The following is a 4,607-nucleotide window of genomic DNA, read 5'->3' on the forward strand; positions in this document are numbered from 1 at the left end:
GCCGCCGAGCAGGATGGTCCCGAACACCGACAGGTCGGTCCCGGCGGCCAGCAGGCGCCGCAGCTGGGTGGGCACCAGGGACACGTGCGGTCGAGATCCGCGCGCGAGCCCGACCACCGTCCGCACCGAGAAGGCCGCGTGCTCGATCCGGCCGCCCGTGGCCAGGGCGCGCATGATCACCTGGATGCCGGAGATGTGCCCGGCGGGCAGCACGCACAGCCACGCGTCGCCGGGGGCGGCGCCGATCCGCGCCACCGAGGCCCGCGCGGAGGAGCGCAGCGCGGCGGCGGACAGCTCCACGCCCTTGGGCGCGCCGGTGGAGCCCGAGGTGGTGATGACCAGGGCGGTGTCCCCGCCCGCCGGGCGGGCGCCGTCCAGCGCGGCGACCCCGTCCGGGGTGCGCAGGGAGGCCGGGCGCATGGCGGCCAGGAGTTCGTCCACGCGCGCGTCGGGGGTCCCGTCGGGGATCGGCAGCAGGGCGGGGCCGTGCCCGTCCAGGGCCCGGGCCAACAGGTCGCCCAGGCGCTCCGGCGCCAGTCCGCGCACCGCCTGGAGGGGGCGCCCCTCCAGGTCACGGGGGTGCGTTCCGCCTGCCTCGACCTGTCTCTCGCGTGCCACGACGGCAAGGGTACGCCCGTGTCCGGAGCACCCGCCCCGGGGGTCGGATCCGGCGCCGGGCGGCGGACACGGGCGCAAGGAGCACCGCCCTGCCCGCGCGTCCCGCTCGCCTGGCACAATGCGTAGGGTTGTCGCGTGGACGTGGTGACACGTCCGCGCCGTCCACAGTGTCCCCGTTGAGGAGAAGCAGTAGCCGTGAGCAGCGTGATCGACTGGCAGCGGTCGGGCGAGTATTCCGACATCATCTACGAGACCGCGGAGGGCATCGCCAAGATCACGATCAACCGCCCCGAGCGCCACAACGCCTTCCGGCCCCAGACGCTGTTCGAGCTCCAGGACGCCTTCAACCTCGCCCGCGACGACTCCTCGGTCGGCGTGATCATCTTCACCGGCGCCGGCGACCAGGCGTTCTGCTCCGGCGGCGACCAGAAGATCCGCGGCGAGGACGGCTACATGGGCGACGACGCCGTGGCCCGCCAGGGCATCGGCCGCCTCAACGTGCTCGACCTCCAGGTGCAGATCCGCCGCCTGCCCAAGCCCGTCATCGCCATGGTCGCCGGCTGGTCCATCGGCGGCGGCAACGTGCTCCAGGTCTGCTGCGACCTGACCATCGCCGCGGACAACGCCAAGTTCGGCCAGACCGGCCCCAAGGTCGGCTCCTTCGACGGCGGCTACGGCTCCTGGCTGCTCGCCGAGACCGTCGGCCTGAAGAAGGCCCGCGAGATCTGGTACCTGTGCCGCCAGTACAGCGCGCAGGAGGCCCTGGACATGGGCATGGTCAACACGGTCGTGCCGCTGGAGGACCTGGAGAAGGAGACCGTGGCCTGGGCCCGGGAGATGCTGGAGAAGTCCCCGCTGGCGCTGCGCATGCTCAAGGGCGCCATCAACGCCGTCAGCGACGGCGCGGCCGGGATGCAGCAGTTCGCCGGTGACGCCACGATGCTCTACTACATGAGCGAGGAGGCCCAGGAGGGCCGCGACGCCTTCAAGGAGAAGCGCAGCCCGGAGTTCGACAAGTTCCCGCGTCGTCCGTGACCGCTGCCGAACCCGACCCGGCGGGCACGCCCGCCGGGGGACGCGCCTTCGCGGTCGGCCTGCGCAACCGCTTCCGCGGCATCACCGTCCGCGAGGGCATGCTCGTGCGCGGGCCCGCCGGATGGGGGGAGTTCTCCCCCTTCGCCGAGTACGGCCCGCGCGAGTGCGCCCGCTGGTGGGCCGCCTGTGAGGAGGCCGCCCACCACGGCTGGCCCGCGCCCGTCCGCGACTGCGTGCCGGTCAACGTGACCGTGCCCGCCGTGGACCCCGAGCGGGCCCACGCGATCGTCGCCGCGGGCGGCTGCGCCACCGCCAAGGTCAAGGTGGCCGAACGCGGCCAGGACCCCGCCGAGGACCTGGCCCGCGTCGAGGCGGTCCGCGACGCCCTGGGCCCCTCGGGGCTGGTGCGGGTGGACGCCAACGGCGCCTGGGACGTCGACACCGCCGTGCGGATGGTGCGCGAACTGGACCGCTTCGGCCTGGAGTACGTCGAGCAGCCGTGTGCCACCCTGGACGAGCTGGCCGCCGTGCGCCGCCGGGTGTCGGTCCCCGTGGCCGCCGACGAGTCCGTCCGCAGGGCCGAGGACCCGCTGCGGGTGCGCGCCGCCGGCGCCGCCGACATCGTGGTCCTCAAGGTGCAGCCGCTGGGCGGGGTGCGCGCCGCGCTGCGCGTGGCCGAGGCGTGCGGGCTGCCGGTGGTGGTCTCCAGCGCCGTGGAGACCTCGGTGGGCCTGGCGGCGGGGGTGGCCCTGGCGGCCGCGCTGCCGGAGCTGCCCCACGCGTGCGGCCTGGCCACCATGCAGATGCTGACCGCCGACGTCACCGCCGACCCCCTGCTGCCCGAGAACGGGTTCCTGCCCGTGCGCCCGGTGACGGTGGACGAGGCGAGCCTGCGCGCGGTGGAGGTCGACCCCGCCGCCTGGCGGGCCCGCGCCGAGGCCGCGCGGTCGGCCGCCGACGAGGTCCCCGGCGCCGGATGACCGCGCCGTGACCGGCGTTGATGTTACGCCTGGGGCGCACGGTGACAGGGGGCCGGATGTCCGGTTGGCGTGTGTGGGGGGTAACAGCCGTGTTCGTCCTCCGCGGGCCCCGGGTGGGGGTTGACTGTAGGGGCCGGGTCCACATGGTGATACTGGGTACACCTTGAGACGATCGAGAGAGTTGATGAATCCGTCCACCGCCCTGGCGCGTGTCCTGGTCGACGAGCTGGCCCGCTGCGGCCTGGCCGAGGCCGTCGTCGCGCCGGGGTCGCGCTCGACGCCGCTCGCCCTGGCCCTGGTCGCCCACCCCGGAATCCGGGTGCACGTGCGCATCGACGAGCGCTCGGCCTCCTTCCTCGCCCTCGGTCTGGCCCGCGTCTCGCGCCGCCCGGTCGCGGTGGTGTGCACCTCCGGCACGGCCGCGGCCAACTTCCACCCGGCGGTGATGGAGGCGGACGAGAGCGGGGTGCCGCTGCTGGTGCTCACCGCCGACCGGCCCCCGGAGCTGCGCGGGACCGGCGCCAACCAGACGGTGGACCAGATCGGCCTGTACGGCGGCGCGGTCCGCCTGTTCGCCGAGGTCGGCACCCCCGACCCGGTGCCCGGCATGGTCGCCTACTGGCGGTCGCTGGCCTGCCGCGCGTGGGGCTCGGCGCTGGGCGGACGCCCCGGTCCGGTCCACCTCAACGTGGCCTTCCGCGACCCGCTGACCCCCGACGCCGACACGGGCGCGTGGCCCGAGCCCCTGGAGGGGCGCGACGGCGGCCGGGCGTGGATCGGCCGCCCGGGGCCGCTGACCGAACCCGCGCCGTTCGCCCTGCCCGACGTCGAGCGCGGTGTGATCGTGTGCGGCGACGGGGACTACGACCCGGTGCCGTTCCTGGCGCTGGCCGAGGCGACCGGGTGGCCCCTGCTGGCCGAACCGACCTCCAACGCCCGCCGGGCGGGCGCGCTGTCCACCTACCGGCACTTGCTGGCCTCGCCGCGCGTGGTCGCGCGGCCGGCGCCGGAGCTGGTGGTGAGCGTGGGCCGCCCCAACCTGTCCCGGCAGATCCTGGCCTACCTGCGCCGGGCCGAACGGCACGTGGTGGTCGGCGCGGGCGCGCTCGACGCCTTCTCCGACCCGGTGCGCACCGCCACCGACGTGGTGGCCGCGGTCGCGCCGCCCGCCGGTCTGGACCCCGGCTCCCCGCGGAGCACCGAGTGGTCGCGGACCTGGTCGGAGGCGGAGGCGGTGGCCCGCGCCGCCCTGGACGCGGTGCTGGACGAGGAGGAGGTGCTCAGCGAGCCGCGGCTGGCCCGCGACCTGGTCGCGCACATGTCCACCGGTTCGCTGCTGTTCGCCGGTTCGAGCATGCCCATCCGCGACCTGGACGCCACCATGCGGGCGCGCTGCGGCGTGCGCCTGGTGGGCAACCGGGGCGTCAGCGGGATCGACGGGTCGGTCTCCACGGCCATCGGCGCGGCGCTGGCCCACCAGGCCGGGGGCGGGGGGCACGCCTACGCGCTGCTGGGCGACCTTGCGATGCTGCACGACCAGAACGGGCTGCTGATCGGCCCGGGGGAGCCTCGCCCGGACCTGGCGATCGTCGTGGTCAACAACGACGGCGGCGGGATCTTCTCCGGTCTGGAGCAGGCCGGGCACCCCGACTTCGAGCGGGTGTTCGGCACCCCGCACGGGGCGTCGATGGAACGGGTGGCGGCGGTGGCCGACGTGCCCTACACCCGCCTGGAGTGGGCGACCGACCTGCCCAAGGCGCTGCTGGGCGAGGGGCCGCGCCTGATCGAGGTGTGCACGCACCGCGCGGGCAGCGCCGCGCTGCGCCGCCGGATCCAGGCCGCGGTGGACGCCGCGGTGGACGGGGCGCTCTGAGCGCACGCCCCTGACCGAAGCGGGCGGGGACCACCATGCGGGCCGGGGCCGTCCACCGGGGCGCCGGGCGTCGTACCCGTCCCCCTTTTCGACCCCTCGCC

The 4,607-nt window shown here is 75.5% G+C and carries 4 protein-coding genes; 3 read left to right on the plus strand and 1 reads right to left on the minus strand.

Annotated elements, in window-relative coordinates:
• The coding region (locus tag DQW06_RS16730) for an AMP-binding protein (protein ID WP_157983463.1) at positions 1-618 on the minus strand (618 nt) is incomplete at its 3' end.
• Positions 619-813: 195 nt separating this feature from the next.
• Between DQW06_RS16730 and menB the strand changes: the two genes are divergently transcribed.
• The 3 genes from menB (at position 814) to menD (ending at position 4,506) form a co-directional block, all read left to right on the plus strand.
• Positions 814-1,653, plus strand: a complete 840-nt coding sequence (menB, locus tag DQW06_RS16735) for a 1,4-dihydroxy-2-naphthoyl-CoA synthase (RefSeq protein ID WP_019611148.1) — start codon at positions 814-816, stop codon at positions 1,651-1,653.
• Entirely contained in the window at positions 1,650-2,633 is a 984-nt protein-coding gene (locus tag DQW06_RS16740; RefSeq protein WP_117198889.1) for an o-succinylbenzoate synthase, read from the plus strand. The genes menB and DQW06_RS16740 overlap by 4 nt, the downstream gene beginning before the upstream one ends.
• Positions 2,634-2,817: 184 nt before the next feature.
• Positions 2,818-4,506 (plus strand): 2-succinyl-5-enolpyruvyl-6-hydroxy-3-cyclohexene-1-carboxylic-acid synthase, encoded by a 1,689-nt coding sequence (gene menD / locus DQW06_RS16745; protein WP_013153591.1) that lies wholly within the window; start codon positions 2,818-2,820, stop codon positions 4,504-4,506.
• Positions 4,507-4,607 lie beyond the last annotated feature (101 nt).

Source organism: Nocardiopsis sp. TNDT3 (assembly GCF_003427465.1).
Taxonomy (GTDB): Bacteria; Actinomycetota; Actinomycetes; order Streptosporangiales; family Streptosporangiaceae; genus Nocardiopsis; species Nocardiopsis dassonvillei.